Origin of the sequence: Modicisalibacter ilicicola DSM 19980 (assembly GCF_900128925.1) — a bacterium.
GTDB classification, from domain to species: domain Bacteria; phylum Pseudomonadota; class Gammaproteobacteria; order Pseudomonadales; family Halomonadaceae; genus Modicisalibacter; species Modicisalibacter ilicicola.
Window position 1 is genome coordinate 40,351 of sequence record NZ_FQUJ01000013.1, and the last position, 14,885, is coordinate 55,235.

Below are 14,885 nucleotides of genomic sequence, written 5' to 3' on the forward strand. Positions count from 1 at the left end.
TTTACATGACGCTTAATGCATATTTAACGTACTGAAAAACATAAAAAAACGCCCAACCTTGCGAGGCTGAGCGTTTTTGTCGCACCTGGGTCGATGCCCGTTAGCGCTTGGAGAACTGAGGACGACGGCGCGCCTTGCGCAGGCCCACTTTCTTGCGCTCCACCTCGCGAGCATCGCGAGTGACGTAACCTGCTTCACGCAACGGCTTGCGGAACTCTTCGTTGTAGTTGATCAACGCCCGAGTGATGCCATGGCGAATGGCGCCGGCCTGAGCGGAACCGCCACCGCCGCTGACGGTGATGTAGGCGTCGAACTGCTCACCGGTCTGGGTCAGCTCCATCGGCTGACGGACGACCATCTGGGCCGTGACGCGACCGAAGTAATCGGCCAGTTCGCGGTTGTTGACGGTGATCTTGCCGGTTCCCGGCTTGAGGAACACGCGGGCAGTGGAGGTTTTACGGCGCCCGGTACCATAGTACTGCTGTGACATGACGTAATATCCCTTAGAGGTTCAGTTCTTGAGGCTGCTGAGCGGCGTGCGGGTGCTGATTGCCAGCATAGACCTTGAGCTTGGAATACATGGCACGACCCAGCGGGCCCTTGGGCAGCATGCCCTTGACGGCGAACTCGATGACACGCTCCGGCGCGTGGTCGATCATCTTCTCGAAGGACATCGAGCGCAGGCCACCCGGGTAGCCGGTATGACGGTAGTACGTCTTGGCCTGTGCCTTGTTGCCCGTCACACGAACCTTCTCGGCATTGATCACGACGATGTAATCCCCGGTATCGACATGCGGGGTGTATTCCGGCTTGTGCTTGCCACGCAGGCGGCGAGCAATTTCGGTAGCCAGACGACCGAGCGTCTTGTCCGCGGCATCGACGACATACCAGTCGCGCTGGACGGACTGCGGCTTAGCACTGAACGTCTTCATGGATTCATCACCAATCGTTGCATTGGGCCTCGCGCCTCGCGGCGACGGACCATCCCTATTTTTCTTGGTTGTCGCCCGTTCGAGGACGACAACTGTCGAGCGAGCGCGCATTGTACATGAGCCCTGCGCCAAGGTTAAGGGGGAATCGCTGCCTCGATGCACTCGTCTCAAGGTTGATGGGGAAGCGCCAGATACTCGTGGGACTGCATCTCCTGGAGTCTCGACAGCGTGCGCTCGAACTCGAAGGAGAGCTTGCCATCGGCGTAGAGGCGCTCGACCGGCACTTCCGCAGACATCAGCAGCTTGACGCCCCGGTCGTAGAATTCATCGACCATGCTGATGAAGCGTCGCGCCTGGTCGTCGCTATCGCGCCCCATGCGCGGTACGTCCGACACCAGCACGGTATGGAACTCCCGGGCCAGCTCGATGTAGTCGTTCTGGCTGCGCGGGCCATCGCAGAGCATCTTGAAATCGAACCACACCACGTCGTCATGCTCGCGCCGGGCCGTGAGCACCCGACGATTGATCTCGATGGCGGTATCCCTCTCGCCCTCGGTGCCGGCGATCTCGCGGAAGCTGCGCTCCAGGGCACGGACCGCGTCCTTGTCGAGTGGCGCATGGAACAGCTCGGCGCGCTTCAGAACCCGCAGGCGATAGTCGATTCCCGAGTCCACGTTGACCACCTCGCAGTGGCGCTTGATCAGCTCGATCGCCGGCAGGAAACGCGCCCGCTGCAGTCCCTCCTTGTAGAGATCGTCAGGCACGATATTGGAGGTGGTCACCAGCACGACACCCCGGGCGAAGAGCGCCTCGAGCAGGTTTGCCAGAATCATGGCATCGGTGATGTCCTTGACGAAGAATTCGTCGAAGCAGATCACCCTGGCCTCGTTGGCAAACTTGGCGGCAATCAGGTTCAGGGGGTTCTTCTCTCCCTTGTAATGCTGGAGTTCGTTGTGCACCCGTTGCATGAAACGATGGAAATGGATACGCAGCTTGTCCGGGAAAGGCAGCGCCTCGTAGAAGGTATCGACCAGATAGGTCTTGCCCCGCCCCACGCCACCCCAGAAATAGAGCCCCATGACCTCGGGCACCTCCGGCTCGGAAGCCGCACCGCCTTTCTTGCCGAACAGGCCCGCGACCTTCGACCTCAATCCCTTGTCGCCAGGGGGTGCCGCCAACGACCGTCGCGGGGTGGCCAGCAGATCGTCGTGGAGCCGCTGCAGGTGGCGAACGGCCTTTTCCTGAGCGGCGTCGTGCTCGAATCCCTGCCGCTTCAGATCATCGCGATAACGCGCCAGGGGCGTGCGAGGCGTCGTGGCCGCAGCGGTCGTGGAAGAAGTCGTTGTCGCACACATGGGCGGGTCGGCTACCTCGAGCATTGATCAATGGAGCGTCCATTATACGTCGGCGAGCCGCTCGGCGCATGGAACGGCCGAGCATCACCAAGGGCTCATTGACCCCGCTTGCGGCTTGCCCCGTATAATGTGCGTGCCTTGGGCGCACACCACCACCAGCCGCCCTGCACCTCGAACGAAAGGCTGTCAACAAGACAAGGGGTAAGACGTGTACGAGAGCAACATCGACTGGATCCTGGCCATCGCCAGCTTGCTGGCAGGTATCGGCATCGGTGCGCTGGGCTATCACCTGCTCAATGCCAATGTGGCACGCAATCAGAAGGTGCGTCAGCGACTGGCCGAAACCGAGCTCGAGCTCAGCCAGGTCAGGGACGCCCTCAACGATCACTTCGCCAGCGCTGCCGATCTGGTCAAGAGCATTCAGCGACAGAGCCACGAACTCGAACGGCAGCTGCTCCAGAACGCCGAGCGCTTGAGCGACGACGCTCGGCTCAAGCGGCGCCTGAGCGGCGACGGCGACGAAGGCGTCGACACGGAAGCCCCCGAGATGCCCCGTGATTATGCCGACGGCAATCGCGGCACCCTCTCCGAGGATTTCGGCCTGCACCAGCAGCCCCGGGACGAAGAAGGCACACCGGCGACACAGCCCACACGCTATTGACGTGGGAGTTCAGGCCGGGTTGTCGATATCCACAAACCGATGCTCGACCCCATGCTGCCTGGCCAGCCACTCCCCGAGCGCCTGGACGCCATAACGCTCGGTGGCATGATGGCCCGCAGCGAAGTAGTTGATGCCCATTTCCCGGGCCAGATGCGTGGTCCGCTCCGATATCTCTCCGGAAATGAAGGCATCGACCCCCGCATCGCAGGCCAGCCCGATCATGTCCTGGGCCCCGCCGGTGCACCAGGCGACGCGCTCGATTCGGCCCTCGTGGCCGTGTATCACCGTGGGCTCACGACCCAGGCGCCGGGCCAGATGGTGGCCCAGGGCGGTGCTGTCCATGGCCTCTCCGGGCGCGCCCAGCCACAAGAGCCCCTCGCCCAGGTCGCCATCGGCACACCCGTGGACGTCAAATCCCAGCTCCGCAGCCAGACAGGCGTTGTTGCCCAGCTCCCGATGCGCATCCAGGGGGAGATGATAGGCCAGCAGATTGATGTCGTTCCCGAGCAGGGTGGCCAGGCGACGGCGCTTCATCCCGGTGACCGCCACCGGCTCGTTCTTCCAGAAGTAGCCATGGTGGACGAGCAGCAGATCGGCGTCCCAGGCCACGGCCTCGTCGAGCAAAGCCTGACAGGCGGTGACACCGCTCATGACGCGACTAACCCGGGAACGGCCGGCTACCTGAAGCCCGTTGAGGGTATAGTCCCTGAAGTCGCCGGGGCGCAGCAGGTCGTCGCAGACACGCACCAGTTGATCGCAAGCTATCATCGGTCTCCTCCGGGCAGTCGACACCCTGCAGTGATACACTTCGGGCCATTGTAGCGATACGTTCCAGTCGCTTCGAGCCACCTTGATTAGGCGCTGTCTGAAAAGTCGGTGAGCGAAGTCCAGACAAGGCAAAAATTGGCGAAAGAACGGAGTTTACGTGTTGTAAATGAGTATCTTGAGACAATTTTTAACGCCGTATGGGCAAGCGCAGACACTTTTCAGACAATGCCTAATGAACCGCTTCCGAACCAAGGACCCTGCATGCGTCGCTTCCTCAAGCCGCTCATCTGGCCCGTGATCAGCGGTGTGCTCCTGGCCATCGTCCTGCTTGATCAGTTTCCTCAGCTGCTCGGCACCCAGGCCCCGCAGGCACCCGATCGGCAGCCGCTGCTGCAGCAACCCGCCCCCGGCCCGGAGGAGGCGGGCGAGATAGCCTCCTCGCTGAAATCGACCGCCGTATCGCGCCCCCCGCCGGAACTGCTCGAGGCAGCGCCGCTATCGCGCCAGTCGGGGCCCGCCAGCTATGCCGAGGCAGTCGACAAGGCGGCACCGGCTGTCGTCAACATCTACTCGTCCCGGGTGGTCGAACGCGAGCAGCATCCCTTGATGTCGGACCCCTTCTTTCGCCAGTTCTTCGGCGACGAGATGCCCAGCCGTCAGCGCATGCTGTCCAGCCTGGGCTCCGGCGTCATCGTCAGCGAGGAAGGGTACGTGTTAACCAACCACCACGTGATTCGCGGTGCCGACCAGATCCAGGTGGCACTGCGGGACGGTCGCGAGACACTGGCCAAGGTGATCGGCACCGACCCGGAAAGCGATCTGGCCGTGCTCAAGATCGACCTCGACGACCTGCCGATCATCACCCTGGTGGACTCGGAGAGCGCGGAGGTCGGCGACGTCAGCCTGGCGATCGGCAACCCCTTCGGAGTCGGGCAGACCGTCACCATGGGCATCATCAGCGCCACCGGGCGCAATCAGCTGGGCCTCTCCGCCTACGAGGACTTCATTCAGACCGATGCGGCCATCAATCCGGGCAACTCCGGGGGAGCATTGATCAATGCCGAGGGCGCCCTGGTGGGCATCAATACCGCCATCTTCTCGCGATCCGGGGGTTCCCAGGGCATCGGCTTCGCCATTCCGGCCAACGTGGCCCGAGAGATTCTCGACGAGCTGGTGAGGCATGGCCGGGTGATTCGCGGCTGGCTGGGCCTGGAGGTCCAGGAGATCACCTCGGACCTGGCGGCCTCCTTTGGCTTGAACGCCGCCCAGGGGGTGGTGGTCGCCAGCGTCCTGCCGGAAAGCCCTGCCCAGCGGGCCGGCGTCCAGCAGGGTGACGTGCTGCTCTCCATCAACGGCAAGCCGATCCTCGACCCCCGGGTGGCCATGGCCGATATCGCCGATGTCGAACCCGACACCACCCTGCCCGTCAAGCTGATGCGCAATGGCGAGACGCTGCAGGTCGAGATCGAGGTAGGCGAACGCCCCGTGCCCCTGGAACGCTGACGAGGCGCGTCGCCTGGCGGGTTCATGGCTCGATACGGTTCTCCGCGGAACGCGCATGGGCCGTCAGCGACTCTCCCCGGGCCAGCACCGAGGCGGTGCGACCCAGTGCCGAAGCGCCCTCGGCGGAGCACTCGATCAGCGACGAGCGCTTCTGGAAATCGTAGACACCCAAGGGTGACGAGAAGCGCGCGGTGCCCGAGGTGGGCAGCACATGATTGGGGCCGGCACAGTAGTCGCCCAGCGCCTCGGCGGTGTGGCGCCCCAGGAAGATGGCCCCCGCATGACGGATGCCGGGCAGCCAGTCGCGCGGCCCGGCGACGGACAGTTCCAGGTGTTCCGGTGCGATACGGTTGATCAGCTCGACCGCCTCGTCACGATCCCGGCACAGGATCGAGGCGCCCCGGGCGGCCAGGGACTGGCGGATGATCGCCTCGCGCTCCATGGTGGGGAGCAGGCGTTCGATGGCCTCTTCGACGGCCGCGAGGTGCTCGCGCTCCCAGCCGACCAGTATCGCCTGGGCGTCCTCGTCGTGTTCGGCCTGGGAAAACAGGTCCATGGCCAGCCATTCGGGATCGGTACCGCCATCGGTGACCACCAGGATTTCAGAGGGCCCCGCAATCATGTCGATGCCCACCTGGCCGAATACCGCACGCTTGGCGGTGGCCACGTAGATGTTGCCCGGCCCGACGATCTTGTCGACCCGCGGCACCGTCTCAGTGCCGTAGGCCAGAGCGGCCACGGCCTGGGCGCCGCCAACGGTGAAGACCTGGTCGACCCCGGCTAGGTGTGCGGCAGCGAGCACCAGTTCGTTGAGCACGCCATCCGGTGTCGGCACCACCATGATGATCTCGCGCACCCCGGCGACATGCGCCGGAATCGCGTTCATCAATACCGACGACGGATAGGCGGCCTTGCCTCCGGGTACGTAGATGCCGGCACGGTCCAGCGGCATGACCTGCTGCCCCAGCAGGGTGCCGTCGGCCTCGGTGTAGTGCCAGGATTCGGGTTTCTGGTGCTCGTGGTAGACGCGAATGCGCTCGGCGGCATGGGCCAGGGCATCCCGCTGTTCATCGGGCAAGCCCGCGTAGGCCTGACGCAGGCGATCCGCGCTCAGGATCAGCTCGCCCACGCCGGAGACGGCAAGGCGGTCGAAGCGATTCGTGGCCTCGACCAGGGCGGCATCGCCACGCGTGCGCACGGCAGCGATGATCTCGTCCACCCGGTGCCGCACATCGGCATCCGAGACGCCTTCCCAGGCCAGCAGGGCGTTCAAGGAGGCATCGAAATCCGCATCGGCGGTGGACAGTCGGGTCAGCGATACATCGGACGTCGCCTTGTCGGCCATGGGTCACCTCACGAAGTTGTTTCATTCAGGCCAGGAGAATCGCTTTCCTTTCAACAGGCAGCACGGCGAGCGACGACCGCCGACTGCAGGCGCTCGATCAAGGGCTTGAGCAGCTGATGCTTCATGGTCATCGAGGCCTTGTTGACCACCAGCCGTGTGCTGATCTCCTCGATCAGTTCCCGAGGCTCCATGCCATTGGCGCGCAGTGTATTGCCGGTATCGACGATGTCGACGATCTCGTCGGCCAGGTTCATCAGCGGCGCGAGCTCCATGGCGCCATAGAGCTTGACCACCTCTGCCTGGATGCCCTGCTCGGCATAGTAGCGTCGGGCCACGTTGACGAACTTGGTCGCCACCCGGCGCCTGGCATGACTGGCCTGGGTACCGGAGACGCCCGCGGTCATCAGGCGACAGCGGGCGATTTCCAGATCCAGGGGCTCATAGAACCCCTCGGCGCCATGCTCGAGCAGCACGTCCTTGCCCGCGACCCCGAGGTCGGCGGCCCCCAGCTGCACATAGGTGGGCACGTCCACGGCACGGATGACCACCAGCTTGACGTGATCCAGGTTGGTATCGAAGAGCAGCTTGCGGCTGCTGCCGAGAGCCTCGAGCGGCTCGATGCCGGCGTCTGACAGCAGCGGCAGGGTCTCATCGAGGATGCGCCCCTTGGAGAGGGCCAGTATCAATTGCTTGCTCATAGGTCGCTACTTGAGAAGAGTTCGAAAAGCCTCAACCCGGCACACGTCGGATCTTCGCCCCTAGCAGTTGCAGTTTTTCCTCGATGCACTCGTATCCGCGGTCGATATGGTAGATGCGGTCGACCAGGGTTTCACCCTCGGCCAGCATGGCCGCGACGACCAGGCTCGCCGAGGCACGCAGATCCGTGGCCATGACCGGCGCCCCCGAGAGTCGCTCGACCCCCGTGACGACCGCCGTGTTGCCTTCGAGGGCGATGTTGGCGCCCATGCGATTGAGCTCCTGGACGTGCATGAAACGGTTCTCGAAGATCGTCTCGACCACCCGGCCGGTACCTTCGGCCACCGCGTTGAGCGCCACGAACTGCGCCTGCATGTCGGTGGGGAACGCCGGATAGGGTGCGGTTCGCACATTGACGGCCCGGGGCCTTCTGCCACGCATGTCCAGCTCGATCCAGCCCTCGCCGGTAGTGATCTCGGCTCCTGCCTCTTCCAGCTTGGCCAGTACCGATTCGAGGATGTCGGCCCGGGTGTTGCGTACCCGCACTCGCCCTCCCGTGGCGGCAGCGGCCACCAGGAAGGTCCCGGTCTCGATGCGATCCGGCATGACATCGTGGTAGCCGCCGTGCAGTCGCTCGACACCCTCGATGACGATGGTGTCGGTGCCGTGGCCGCGGATTCTCGCGCCCATGGTGATCAGGCATTCGGCCAGATCCACCACCTCAGGCTCCCGGGCCGCGTTTTCCAGCACGCTGGTGCCTTCTGCCAGTGTTGCCGCCATCAAGAGGTTTTCGGTGCCGGTGACGGTGACGGTATCGAAGAAGATGGTGGCCCCCTTGAGACGGCCGTCCACCCGAGCCCTGATATACCCTCCCTCGACGGTGATCTGGGCACCCATCGCCTCCAGGCCATGAATGTGCAGGTCCACCGGTCGCGACCCGATGGCGCAGCCCCCCGGCAAGGAGACATCGGCCTTGCCGAAATGGGCAAGCAAGGGCCCCAGGACGAGGATCGAGGCACGCATCTTCTTGACCAGCTCGTAGGGCGCATGGCAATCCCGCACCTGGGAGCCGTCGAGCTGGATGGACATCTTGTCGCCCATCACCGGCTCGACCCCCATGCGCCCGAGCAGTTCGAGGGTAGTGGTGATGTCCTGCAGGTGCGGCAGATTGCCGATGACGACGGGTTCGTCGGAAAGTAGCGTAGCCGCCAGGATCGGTAACGCGGAGTTCTTGGCGCCACTCGCCCATACCTCGCCTTCGAGCGGGCCGCTACCGGTGATGATCAGCTTGTCCATGGAGTCGTTTCGCTCAGGCCTGGGTGTTTTCGGGCGCCTGATTCCACTGCGCTGGCGTGTAGGTCTTGATGCTGATCGCGTGCAAGTCGCCGCTGGCGATCTCCTCCGACAAGGCACCATAGATCAATTGCTGCCGCTTGACGGGTGACAGGTTCTCGAAGATCTCGCCCACGGCGACGACCTGAAAGTTGCAGCCCTCTCCCAGGACATGGAACTCGCAGCCATCGATGCGGGACTCGAGCAGCGCCTTGACGTCGTTGGGTTGCATGGGTCGGGTGACTCCTGTGGTTTGTGGGTCGACGACCGCCCATGGTAATGAAAAGCGTCAGCGATGGCGATGGGGCTTCAGTCCAGCGCCTCGACCATCCCCTGGGAGAGCAGACGATCGAGCCCTGCCATGGCCGTCACGCGAGACAGGGGCGATGAAAGACGCACCGACTCGACCACCAGGGATCGGCGTCGGGCGCAGCGCAACCACTCCAGCATGACACTGAGCACGGCGCTGCTGGCCTGGCCGACACGGCTGAGATCGAAGGCGACGCGACTGCCTTCCGCCTGCTGATCCAGCCAGTCGCAACCTGCCGTCGCCAGCGCCGTGGCGGCATCGAAACCGGCTTCGCCGCTGGCGGACAGGACGTTGTCCGCCACCTCGAGCCGGGCCTCGCCGTCGAGCAGCAGGGTCACGCACTGCCTCCCTGCTCGAGTTCCTCGGTGCCCACTTCCGGCGACCAGTTGTCGATGACCGCGTCGTAATCGCGATTGTTCTCGCGCATGGCCTGATCGAACTGGTTGCGGAAGGTCAGGCCGAGATTGATGCCGTTGACGATGACATTGACCACCTTCCACTGCCCATCGTGCCGGCGCAGGCTGTAGCTGACCGGGTAGACCTGCCCATCACTGGCCACGACCTCCATGTCGACGCTCGCCTGATCGCCGGAACCGACGCCCTGGCTCTCCAGTACCCGCAATTCCCGGTAGTCGAAGGTCACCAGTCCCTTGGCGTAGGTGTCGATCAGGGTGTTCCGGAAGGTCTCCACGAAACGCGAACGCTGCTCGGGGGTCGCGTTGCGGAAATAGCGCCCCATGACACTGGCGCCGATGTAACGAAAGTCGGCGACGCCCTCGAGATTCTCGTCGACCAGCGCCTCGAGTTCGCCCGGGTGCTGCTGGAAGTAGTCTCTGCGGCCCTCGATCTTGCTCATCAGCTCGTCGATGCTGTCGCGGATGGCCTGATCGGGAGACGACTGTGCCTGCGCCGGAGTGAGGAAAAGCGCCAGGACGATCAGCAGCAAGGCCTGCAGGCCGTGTTTGAAAGCGGGCAAGGACATGTTCATGGAGTCTCCAGGGTATGCTCGGTCAATCGTTGACCATGTTGGACACGAATTGCTGGATGAGTTCTTCCAGCACCAGGGCCTGCTGGGTGTCGTGGATGGTATCGCCATCCTTCAGGGTTTCCGGGTCGCCGCCCACGGTAAGGCCGACGTACTGCTCGCCCAGCAATCCCGAGGTGAGGATGGCAGCGGTGGTATCCCGGGACAGCTCTCCTTCGAGTTCGGCGTCCAGCTCCATGGTGACCCGGGCATCGAACCACTCCTTCTCCAGTTCGACCGCCGTGACCTGACCTATCTGGACCCCGGCCATGGTCACCCTGGAACGCGGCTTCAGACCGCCGATGTTGGCGAAATCGGCCTGCAGGGTGAAGGTGTCGCTGGCGACACCGGAGCCCAGGCCACTGACCCGCAGACCCAGGAAGACCAGCCCCAGGATACCCGCCAGCATGAACAGGCCGACGCCAAACTCCATCATCTTGCTACGCTTCATCAGAGCTCTCCAAACATCAGCGTTGTCAGCACGAAATCCAGCCCGAGCACGGCCAGGGAGGAATAGACCACGGTGCGGGTCGTGGCACGGGAAATCCCTTCCGAGGTGGGAATGAGATCATAGCCCTGGAACACGGCGATCCAGGTGACCACCAGGGCAAAGACCAGGCTCTTGACCAGCCCGTTGCCGATGTCCTCGATGAAATCGACACTGCCTTGCATGTTGCTCCAGTAGGAGCCCTCGAACACGCCCAGCCACTCCACGCCGACCAGATAGCCGCCCCAGATGCCCACGACGCTGAAACCGATGGTCAGCAGCGGCAGGGAGACGAACCCCGCCCAGAGGCGCGGCGCCACCACGCGGCGCAGCGGGTCGACACCGATCATCTCCATGCTGGTCAGCTGTTCGGTGGCCTTCATCAGCCCGATCTCGGCGGTCAAGGCAGAACCGGCGCGTCCGGCGAACAGCAGTGCCGCGACCACCGGGGCCAGTTCGCGCAGCAGCGACAGGGCGACCATCTGTCCCAGCGCGTCCTCGGCCCCGAAATCGACCAATATGGTATAGCCCTGCAGCCCCAGCACCATGCCGATGAACAGGCCCGACACCAGCACGATGGCCAGCGACATCACGCCGATGAAGTGCATCTGGCGCAACCAGAGATGAAACCCCGAGCGCGTCGGCAGCCCCACGCTCGCCTGAAAGAGGAACATGCCGGCACGCCCCAGCGCCTCGATCATGTCCAGCGTGGCGCTGCCCAGGGCCGTGACCCGTCGTTTATTCATCGCCCCACCCTTTCGTCGAGGATATCGCTGTAATAGTCCGGTGCCGGGTAGTGGAAGGGCACCGGGCCGTCCGGCTCGCCATGGATGAACTGGCTGACCCGGGGGTCGCGGTCCACGTCCAGATTGGCCGGCGTGCCGTGCGCCATGACCCGGCCGTCGGAGATCACATAGACGTAATCCGCGATGGATAGGGTTTCCTTGATATCGTGGGAGACCACCACGGCGGTCAGGCCGAGCGCCTGGTTGACCTTCTTGATCAACTCCACCAGCACGCCCATGGAGATGGGATCCTGGCCGACGAAGGGCTCGTCGTAGAGGATCAATTCCGGGTCCAGGGCGACCGCCCGAGCCAGCGCGACGCGGCGCAGCATGCCGCCGGAAAGCTCGGAGGGCATCAGGTTACGCGCGCCGCGCAAGCCCACCGCCTCGAGCTTCATCAATACGACATCGCGGACCATTGCCTCGGGCAGATCGGTGTGCACACGCAACGGAAAGGCGACATTCTCGAAGACACTGAGATCGGAAAACAGCGCACCACTCTGAAACAGCATGCCCATGCGCCGGCGCAGCCGAAAGAGCTCGCGCCGGGGCAGGCGGTGGACGTCGTGGCCATCGATTCGCACGCGGCCGGCATCCGGGTAGAGCTGTCCACCGATCAGCTTGAGCAAGGTGGTCTTGCCGGAACCACTGGGCCCCATGATCGCGGTGATCTTACCGCGAGGTATCTGCAGATCGACCCCGCGAAAGATCTCTTTCTCGCCACGGGAAAAATGGACTCCCTCGACCTCGACGAATTGCGGGTCATTCATCATCACGGTCCACCAGAAAAATTATCGAACATTGTATCCTAACTCATCCCGACCTCGCCAGCACGAGCTGATGGCAGCGCACTTGCAAGCGATACGAGCAATGCGTTTAATGGCGCCCACTGCTGGACATCCGGGCGTTGTAAGATTCATTGGCATGAACCGTGTCGCCCGCGGAAAGCCACCGCGACGAGATGGAGGCTTCTCCTTCGAATCCAACTGTCAACGGGGCACGCTTAGCGATGAACGCCAACACCAACGCCAACTATCCCTTTCGGGCCAGCGCGCGCCGCACTCTCGACCTGGAGCAGCGCGCGGTCGCCGCCCTGGACGCCAAGCTATCCGAGGACTTCGACCAGGCCTGCCGACTGATCCTGGCGTGTCCGGGGCGTGTCGTGGTCACCGGGATGGGCAAGTCGGGGCACATCGCCCGCAAGGTCGCCGCGACCCTGGCGAGTACCGGTACGCCCGCCTTCTTCGTCCATCCCGGCGAGGCCAGCCATGGCGACCTGGGCATGATCACCGCCAAGGATGTGGTGCTTGCCCTGTCCAATTCCGGTGAAACCGACGAGATCACCGCCCTGCTTCCCCTGCTCAAGCGCATGGGGGCCCCCCTGATCAGCATGACCGGGCGCCCCGGCTCCACCCTGGCCCGCCATGCCCAGGCGCATCTCGATGCGGGTGTCGAGCGCGAGGCCTGCCCCCTGGACCTGGCACCGACGTCGTCGACCACCGCCGCCCTGGCACTCGGCGATGCCCTGGCCGTGGCTCTGCTCGAGGCACGCGGCTTCACCGCCGAGGAGTTCGCCCTCTCCCACCCGGGGGGCAGCCTGGGCCGGCGCCTGCTGCTCAAGGTTGAGGACCTGATGCATAGCGGGGAGCGCCTGCCCAAGGTGGCGATGGGCAGCCCGCTGAAGGACGCCCTGCTCGAGATCACCCACAAGGGGCTGGGCTTCACTTGCGTCGTCGACGAGGGCGATCGCCTGATCGGCGTCTTCACCGATGGTGACTTGCGGCGCACCCTCGACCAGCACGCCGACTTGCGCGCCCTGCGCGTCGACGAGGTCATGACCCGAGGCGGCAAGCGCATTCCGCCGGGCATGCTGGCCGCCGAGGCGGTCAAGATCATGGAAGACAATCGCATCACCGCCCTGGCCGTGGTCGACGAACAGGAGCGCCCCATCGGCGCCCTGCACATGCACGACCTGCTGATCAGCGGCGTCATCTAAAGGAATCCAGCATGGCATCTCACTCACGCTCGAACAGTTCCGCCATGATCGAACGCGCGCGACACATTCGCCTGCTGGCCCTCGACGTGGACGGGGTGATGACCGACGGACGCCTCTATTTCCAGGCCGACGGTCAGGAAACCAAGGTCTTCAACACCCAGGATGGCCTGGGCATCAAGCTGCTCCGCCAGGCGGGCATCGAGGTCGCCCTGATCACCGGGCGTCAATCGACAATGGTCACCCGGCGTGCCGAAGCCCTGGGCATCGCGCATGTCATCCAGGGGCGGGATGACAAGCTTCAGGCATTGAAATCCCTGGCCTCGAGCCTGAACATGGCATTCGATCACATTGCTTACTGCGGTGACGACCTGCCCGATCTCGCGGCAATCAAGCGCGCCGGCCTGGGCATCAGCGTGCCCAACGCGCCTGCCTACATCCGCGAGCATGCCGACTGGGTCACCGAGCACGGCGGAGGACATGGTGCTGTGCGCGAAATCTGCGATACCCTGCTGGAGCTGCAAGGTCACTGGGCGACGGTGCTCGACACCTACGTGACGGGACGAGGCTGAGGTGGCCCTGAGGATCCCCAGACCACCCGCCAGGCTCTGGCTGGCCCTGCTCGTGCTGGCCCTGGGCGGCGTGCTGACGGTCATCGAGCAACGCGACGTGTCGTTGCCCGGGCCGGTGCCGACCGACGCCGCCGGCGAACCCGACTTCTATCTCGAGGGCGCCCGGATGACGCGCTTCGATGCGCAGGGCAAGCCACATCAGCGTCTCGAGACACCGCGCCTGGTACACACCCCGGCCGATGACGTGATTCGCGCCACGACGCCCGATATACGCCTCTACGACGACGAAGGCCGCACCTGGTTCGCCAGTGCCGACAAGGGCCGCCTGGGCCCCGGTGGCAACCCCCTGACCCTCGAGGGCGATGCCTGGCTCGAGGCGCCCGACGAGGGGTGGCGACTCGACACCGAGGTGCTGGTCTACGATACCGAGGAAGGCCATGCCTGGAGCGAGAGCGAGGCGCGGCTCAGCCAGCACCAGCAGCGCGTGCGAGGTGAACGCTTCGACGCCTGGATCGACGAGGCGCGCATGCGCCTGACCGACAACGTGCGTGGAGTGCATCCCCCCATCGACAAGGAAACTGACTCATGATGCGACAGACCCTCGCCCGGGCAGTGCTGACCCTGATCGGCCTGGCGCTCTACGGCACGGCCAGCCTGACGGCTCACGCCCTGGAAAGCGACGCCAGCGCCCCCATCGAGATCGCCGCGGACCGGCTCGATCTCGATGACAGAGCCGGCACGGCCGTCTATACCGGTAATGTCGACATGCAGCAAGGCAGCATGAAGCTGACCGCGGCTCGGGTCGAGATCGAACGCAACGCCCAGGGTGAAGTTGCCCGGGTCACCGCCATCGGCGAGGGCTCCCGGGCCTACATCGAACAGAAACCCGCGCCAGAGGACCCGGTGGTCAAGGGCTGGGGAGAGACCATCGTCTACCATGCCGGCGAACGGCGCGTGGAACTGATACGCCAGGCGGAGCTCCACCAAGGCGGCGACACCTTCAACGGTGCCTATGTGGAGTACTTCCTCGATCGACGTCAGGTCCAGGCACGCTCCGAGTCCGAGGGGGGCGCCAAGCAGCGGGTGCGGATGACGCTGACCCCGCAGACGACAGAGTAGGAA

General features: G+C 64.3%; 19 protein-coding genes. 6 read left to right on the top strand and 13 right to left on the bottom strand.

The genetic code is table 11. From position 1 onward, the window contains the following. Positions 1-100: 100 nt before the first annotated feature. The 3 genes from rpsI to zapE form a co-directional block, all read right to left on the bottom strand. On the bottom strand, positions 101-490 hold the full coding sequence (rpsI, locus tag BUA41_RS14020) for a 30S ribosomal protein S9 (protein WP_072823954.1): 390 nt from the start codon (positions 488-490) through the stop codon (positions 101-103). Between the two features lie 13 nt (positions 491-503). After that, positions 504-932, bottom strand: a complete 429-nt coding sequence (rplM, locus tag BUA41_RS14025) for a 50S ribosomal protein L13 (protein WP_072823956.1) — start codon at positions 930-932, stop codon at positions 504-506. Between the two features lie 167 nt (positions 933-1,099). After that, on the bottom strand, positions 1,100-2,287 hold the full coding sequence (gene zapE, locus BUA41_RS14030) for a cell division protein ZapE (protein ID WP_072824113.1): 1,188 nt from the start codon (positions 2,285-2,287) through the stop codon (positions 1,100-1,102). A 208-nt stretch (positions 2,288-2,495) separates the two neighbouring features. Here zapE and BUA41_RS14035 point away from each other — a divergent pair, with 208 nt between their 5' ends. Beyond that, positions 2,496-2,948, top strand: coding sequence for a Z-ring associated ZapG family protein (locus BUA41_RS14035; RefSeq protein WP_072823958.1), 453 nt, complete (start codon positions 2,496-2,498; stop codon positions 2,946-2,948). A gap of 9 nt (positions 2,949-2,957) precedes the next feature. Here the strand turns inward: BUA41_RS14035 and BUA41_RS14040 are convergent, their stop codons facing one another. Then, positions 2,958-3,716, bottom strand: coding sequence for a Nif3-like dinuclear metal center hexameric protein (locus BUA41_RS14040; protein ID WP_072823960.1), 759 nt, complete (start codon positions 3,714-3,716; stop codon positions 2,958-2,960). 261 nt (positions 3,717-3,977) lie between these two features. Here BUA41_RS14040 and BUA41_RS14045 point away from each other — a divergent pair, with 261 nt between their 5' ends. Then, the gene (locus tag BUA41_RS14045; protein WP_072823962.1) at positions 3,978-5,219 is read left to right on the top strand and encodes a Do family serine endopeptidase; all 1,242 of its coding nucleotides are present in this window, start codon (positions 3,978-3,980) and stop codon (positions 5,217-5,219) included. Between the two features lie 22 nt (positions 5,220-5,241). Here BUA41_RS14045 and hisD read toward each other — a convergent pair whose 3' ends face one another. From hisD to BUA41_RS14090, 9 genes are all read right to left on the bottom strand, one after another. Then, positions 5,242-6,564: a histidinol dehydrogenase gene (gene hisD, locus BUA41_RS14050; RefSeq protein WP_072823964.1), complete on the bottom strand. Its 1,323-nt coding sequence runs from the start codon at positions 6,562-6,564 to the stop codon at positions 5,242-5,244. 50 nt (positions 6,565-6,614) lie between these two features. After that, complete coding sequence (gene hisG / locus BUA41_RS14055) at positions 6,615-7,262, bottom strand: ATP phosphoribosyltransferase (protein ID WP_072823966.1); 648 nt, start codon at positions 7,260-7,262, stop codon at positions 6,615-6,617. A gap of 31 nt (positions 7,263-7,293) precedes the next feature. Further along, a complete protein-coding gene (murA, locus tag BUA41_RS14060) occupies positions 7,294-8,556 on the bottom strand; it encodes a UDP-N-acetylglucosamine 1-carboxyvinyltransferase (protein WP_072823968.1) in 1,263 nt (420 codons plus the stop codon). A gap of 13 nt (positions 8,557-8,569) precedes the next feature. Further along, entirely contained in the window at positions 8,570-8,824 is a 255-nt protein-coding gene (locus tag BUA41_RS14065; RefSeq protein WP_072823970.1) for a BolA family protein, read from the bottom strand. A gap of 77 nt (positions 8,825-8,901) precedes the next feature. Further along, a complete protein-coding gene (locus tag BUA41_RS14070) occupies positions 8,902-9,240 on the bottom strand; it encodes an STAS domain-containing protein (RefSeq protein WP_072823972.1) in 339 nt (112 codons plus the stop codon). Further along, a complete protein-coding gene (locus tag BUA41_RS14075) occupies positions 9,237-9,890 on the bottom strand; it encodes an MlaC/ttg2D family ABC transporter substrate-binding protein (RefSeq protein ID WP_245791928.1) in 654 nt (217 codons plus the stop codon). The genes BUA41_RS14070 and BUA41_RS14075 overlap by 4 nt, the downstream gene beginning before the upstream one ends. Positions 9,891-9,912: 22 nt before the next feature. After that, positions 9,913-10,377, bottom strand: coding sequence for an outer membrane lipid asymmetry maintenance protein MlaD (mlaD, locus tag BUA41_RS14080; protein WP_072823974.1), 465 nt, complete (start codon positions 10,375-10,377; stop codon positions 9,913-9,915). Next, complete coding sequence (gene mlaE, locus BUA41_RS14085) at positions 10,377-11,159, bottom strand: lipid asymmetry maintenance ABC transporter permease subunit MlaE (RefSeq protein WP_072823976.1); 783 nt, start codon at positions 11,157-11,159, stop codon at positions 10,377-10,379. The genes mlaD and mlaE overlap by 1 nt, the downstream gene beginning before the upstream one ends. Next, positions 11,156-11,968 (bottom strand): ABC transporter ATP-binding protein, encoded by an 813-nt coding sequence (locus tag BUA41_RS14090; protein WP_072823978.1) that lies wholly within the window; start codon positions 11,966-11,968, stop codon positions 11,156-11,158. Before BUA41_RS14090 ends, mlaE begins: the two co-directional genes overlap by 4 nt. Positions 11,969-12,207: 239 nt before the next feature. Between BUA41_RS14090 and BUA41_RS14095 the strand changes: the two genes are divergently transcribed. Genes BUA41_RS14095 through lptA form a run of 4 tightly spaced genes read left to right on the top strand, consistent with a single transcriptional unit; the run spans position 12,208 to position 14,882 of the window. Beyond that, positions 12,208-13,194: a KpsF/GutQ family sugar-phosphate isomerase gene (locus BUA41_RS14095; protein WP_072823980.1), complete on the top strand. Its 987-nt coding sequence runs from the start codon at positions 12,208-12,210 to the stop codon at positions 13,192-13,194. An 11-nt stretch (positions 13,195-13,205) separates the two neighbouring features. Then, positions 13,206-13,763, top strand: coding sequence for a KdsC family phosphatase (locus tag BUA41_RS14100; RefSeq protein ID WP_072823982.1), 558 nt, complete (start codon positions 13,206-13,208; stop codon positions 13,761-13,763). A gap of 1 nt (position 13,764) precedes the next feature. After that, positions 13,765-14,352, top strand: coding sequence for an LPS export ABC transporter periplasmic protein LptC (lptC, locus tag BUA41_RS14105; RefSeq protein ID WP_084671619.1), 588 nt, complete (start codon positions 13,765-13,767; stop codon positions 14,350-14,352). Continuing rightward, positions 14,349-14,882 (top strand): lipopolysaccharide transport periplasmic protein LptA, encoded by a 534-nt coding sequence (gene lptA, locus BUA41_RS14110; RefSeq protein ID WP_072823984.1) that lies wholly within the window; start codon positions 14,349-14,351, stop codon positions 14,880-14,882. Before lptC ends, lptA begins: the two co-directional genes overlap by 4 nt. Positions 14,883-14,885 lie beyond the last annotated feature (3 nt).

Bases quoted from the DNA above. Each gene is read 5' to 3' on its own strand.
- rplM (WP_072823956.1), bottom strand. From the start codon at position 932: ATGAAGACGTTCAGTGCTAAGCCGCAGTCCGTCCAGCGCGACTGGTAT.
- hisG (WP_072823966.1), bottom strand. From the start codon at position 7,262: ATGAGCAAGCAATTGATACTGGCCCTCTCCAAGGGGCGCATCCTCGAT.
- BUA41_RS14045 (WP_072823962.1), top strand. From the start codon at position 3,978: ATGCGTCGCTTCCTCAAGCCGCTCATCTGGCCCGTGATCAGCGGTGTG.
- mlaD (WP_072823974.1), bottom strand. From the start codon at position 10,377: ATGAAGCGTAGCAAGATGATGGAGTTTGGCGTCGGCCTGTTCATGCTG.
- BUA41_RS14095 (WP_072823980.1), top strand. From the start codon at position 12,208: ATGAACGCCAACACCAACGCCAACTATCCCTTTCGGGCCAGCGCGCGC.
- hisD (WP_072823964.1), bottom strand. From the start codon at position 6,564: ATGGCCGACAAGGCGACGTCCGATGTATCGCTGACCCGACTGTCCACC.
- lptA (WP_072823984.1), top strand. From the start codon at position 14,349: ATGATGCGACAGACCCTCGCCCGGGCAGTGCTGACCCTGATCGGCCTG.
- rpsI (WP_072823954.1), bottom strand. From the start codon at position 490: ATGTCACAGCAGTACTATGGTACCGGGCGCCGTAAAACCTCCACTGCC.
- BUA41_RS14075 (WP_245791928.1), bottom strand. From the start codon at position 9,890: ATGAACATGTCCTTGCCCGCTTTCAAACACGGCCTGCAGGCCTTGCTG.
- BUA41_RS14090 (WP_072823978.1), bottom strand. From the start codon at position 11,968: ATGAATGACCCGCAATTCGTCGAGGTCGAGGGAGTCCATTTTTCCCGT.
- zapE (WP_072824113.1), bottom strand. From the start codon at position 2,287: ATGTGTGCGACAACGACTTCTTCCACGACCGCTGCGGCCACGACGCCT.
- BUA41_RS14100 (WP_072823982.1), top strand. From the start codon at position 13,206: ATGGCATCTCACTCACGCTCGAACAGTTCCGCCATGATCGAACGCGCG.
- mlaE (WP_072823976.1), bottom strand. From the start codon at position 11,159: ATGAATAAACGACGGGTCACGGCCCTGGGCAGCGCCACGCTGGACATG.
- BUA41_RS14065 (WP_072823970.1), bottom strand. From the start codon at position 8,824: ATGCAACCCAACGACGTCAAGGCGCTGCTCGAGTCCCGCATCGATGGC.
- murA (WP_072823968.1), bottom strand. From the start codon at position 8,556: ATGGACAAGCTGATCATCACCGGTAGCGGCCCGCTCGAAGGCGAGGTA.
- BUA41_RS14040 (WP_072823960.1), bottom strand. From the start codon at position 3,716: ATGATAGCTTGCGATCAACTGGTGCGTGTCTGCGACGACCTGCTGCGC.